This is a genomic window from Corallococcus sicarius (genome assembly GCF_003611735.1).
Taxonomy (GTDB): domain Bacteria; phylum Myxococcota; class Myxococcia; order Myxococcales; family Myxococcaceae; genus Corallococcus; species Corallococcus sicarius.
In genome coordinates this window covers 1-2,947 of record NZ_RAWG01000559.1, presented here as the reverse complement: position 1 = coordinate 2,947, position 2,947 = coordinate 1, and the positions used below count along the sequence as shown (strand labels likewise).

Sequence of the window (2,947 nt, the reverse complement as noted above, 5' to 3'; positions counted from 1 at the left end):
CGGCGGGGCCACCCGCTTGGGCACCACGGCCTTGACGGGCGTCGCGGAGGCCACCGTGCGCGGAGGCTGCGGGGCCAGCACCACGGGCGTGGCCACCACGGGCGCGGGGCGGTCCACGACGTAGGTGAGCCCCTCGGCGCTGCAGGTGCCTTCAATGCAGCCGAAGGCCGGCTGGGGGGGCTCGCCGAACTGGCTCTGCCAGTCCGGGCCCAGGTTCAGCGGCTCCGCGATGGGTCGCTGGTCCTTGCCCTGGCCGACGAAGGCCTGCAGCACGCCCTCCTCGGTGACGAACATCTCCAGCCGGGCCTCGCCCTCCGGAGCCGCGAGCCCCAGCATGCTCCCGCTGCGCTCGCCCAGTGCCCACTCCAGGGCCAGCGGCGCGCCGACGCCACGGTGCACCAGCGCCACGTAACGGCGGTCCCGGCCCGCCAGCAGCAGTGCGGCCACCGGATCCGGCGGAGGGCCATCCACCATTTCCATCAGGCGACGCTTCACCGTGGGCGGAGGCGCGTCGGCGCGCACGCGCGCGGTCAGCCGCGCGACGCCCCCCACCAGCCCCAACACGTCCGCGCGCATGCGACCCACGCGCGACTCGGTGTCTTCCAGGGGCGAGAAGATGAGGGCCTTGTTCTGGAAGACAGCAGGCCTGCCGGCCACCATCATCTTCAGCGCATCCGGTCCTTCGCCCGCCACCACGCGTTGCTTGTCCGGGGTCACGTCCTCCCGTCGCCCGGGGGCAGACTGGCTCCGTTCCCCGCCCAGGTCCGCCATGATGACCCCGCCCGGGGACACCGGCGGCGTACGGACCTTTCCGCTGCGGTTCCACGCCACGCCCAGCACGCCCAGTGCCGCCAGCACCACCAGCACCGCGGTCGTCTGAACCACCACGCGCGCCGCGTGGCGCACCTTCTGCTTCGCCCGCTGCCAGCGCGTCAGCCGCAGGGGCGGCATGGACAGCAGGCTGCCAGGGACCAGCGGCTCCAGGTCCGTGATGAGCGCGCCCACCGACTGGTAGCGGTCATCCGGATCCGGCTTGAGGCACCGCATCACGATGGCGTCCACCCGCGGGTCCAGGCCCGGGCGCTTGCGCGACGGCGGATCAAAGGTGCCCAGCGGCACCTCGCCGGTGAAGGTCTCGTAGAGGATGACGCCCAGGGAGAAGATGTCCGCGCGCCCGTCCGCGCTCTTGGCGTCCACGCGCTGCTCGGGCGCCATGTACGAGATGGTGCCCATGGACACGTGCGTGGACGTGAGCGCGTAGCGCGACGACACCTGCGCGTCGTCCAGGAAGGACGCCAGCCCGAAGTCCGACACCTTCGCGATGCCGCCGGCCTGCTGATCCAGCAGGATGTTCTCCGGCTTCAGGTCGCGGTGGATGACGCCCCGGCCGTGCGCGTACTCGATGGCCCGGCAGATCTCGAGCATCCGCCGCAGCAGCACCGGCGTGTCCAGCTGCGGGCTGCGCATGAGCTCGCGCAGGGACGGCCCGTCCACGAACTCCATCACCAGGTAATAGGTGTTTTCCGTCTTCCCCTTGTCGACGATGGCGACGACGTGGGGGTGGCTCAGGGTCGCCAGCGCGGCGGCTTCCTTCTGGAAGCGCGCGATGAAGGACGGGTCCTTGGCCAGTTCCGGGTTTAGCAGCTTTACCGCGACCGTCCTGCCGAGGGAGAGCTGGGTGGCCTTGTGGACCTCCCCCATGCCTCCGGCACCGACGAGCTTCTCCAGGCGGTAGCCGCTGATGAGGTCAGGGGTCCGGGCACGGCTGATGGCGGTGGGCTCAATCGAGGACATGGGCAGGGCGCAGGCAGGCGAGGGTAGCAGAAACAGGGCGCCGCGTTACCGCCCCGATCATCCCTGGCCCCACCTCCCCGCCCGCAGGGCGGGCGGGCAACCCTGACCCAGGTGGGCTCAGGTATCCCCGGAAGCCGGGCGCATCACGCTGGTGAGGTTGGTGCGCACCTGCGACAGCGAGGAGCGCATGGAGGCGTGGCGCACGGACGCGCCAATGGCCCGCGCCAGCGACTTGAGCAGGGACACCTCTTCCGGGCGCCAGACGCGCGCCTGGTGGCAGTCCTCGAACGCCACGTACCCCCACCACTGCTTGGCCGGGATGATGGGGCACAGCAGCGCGGACTGGACGCCCTGGCGCTCCATCAGCTCACGCATCATGGGCGGCGCCTCGCGGGTGGCGCAGGACACCACCATCCCCGCCTCCAGCATGTCCATCCACGCCATCGCGTAGTCGCGCAGCGCCAGCGAGCGCAGCATGGGGTGCGCGTACGGGGACGCCACCCCCGGCTCCGCCCACGCGTGGCGCAGGTCGGTCATGAACCGGCCCGCCAGGTTCGTGGTGCGGTTCTCGAAGATGCAGGCGCGATCCACCTTCAGGGTCCGGGCCACCATGCCCAGGGACTCGCCGCCCGTCGCCGCGCACAGACCCTTGTCCAGCAGCAACCGGGACGCTTCGGACACCTTCGTGAACGCTTCCACCATGACCGTCTCGCTTGAAGGGGGGGAGGGGGACGCCCCTTCTTGTCGTGGATGAACAGGCATCCACCTAATGCGTATTAAGCAGGATTCCTCCCTGCCTGTCAAATGGTGGCTCTGCTGAAATTCCAAGAAGCCGGGGTGGATGGAGCGTCCGGTCCTGAAACGACAACAGGGACGCCCCGGGAAGAGGGCGCCCCTGTCGGGCACTCGTTCCTGTCCGGCCCTTGGAGAAGACGGGCAGGCGGTGCGGCGGCGGAATTACTCCGCGGCCTTCTCGGTGGTGGTCTTCTTCTCGGTGGTGGTCTTCTTGGTGGCCTTCTTGCCGCCGGCCGCCTTGGTCTCCGTCTTGGTCTCCGCCTTCGCCTCGGTCTTCACTTCACCGGTCGCGGGAGCGGGGGCAGCGGCCTCGGTCTTCGCCTCGGCGGCGGGGGCCGGCCTGTCTCTTATACCCATC

The 2,947-nt window shown here is 70.3% G+C and carries 3 protein-coding genes; all 3 read right to left on the bottom strand.

Going from position 1 to position 2,947, the window contains the following annotated elements:
- Positions 1-1,794: serine/threonine protein kinase (locus D7X12_RS40645; RefSeq protein WP_147443976.1), on the bottom strand; the 1,794-nt coding region annotated here is incomplete at its 3' end.
- Between the two features lie 117 nt (positions 1,795-1,911).
- On the bottom strand, positions 1,912-2,496 hold the full coding sequence (locus D7X12_RS40640) for a GAF domain-containing protein (protein WP_120630475.1): 585 nt from the start codon (positions 2,494-2,496) through the stop codon (positions 1,912-1,914).
- Positions 2,497-2,751: 255 nt separating this feature from the next.
- The coding region (locus D7X12_RS43315; RefSeq protein WP_208719611.1) for a hypothetical protein at positions 2,752-2,947 on the bottom strand (196 nt) is incomplete at its 5' end.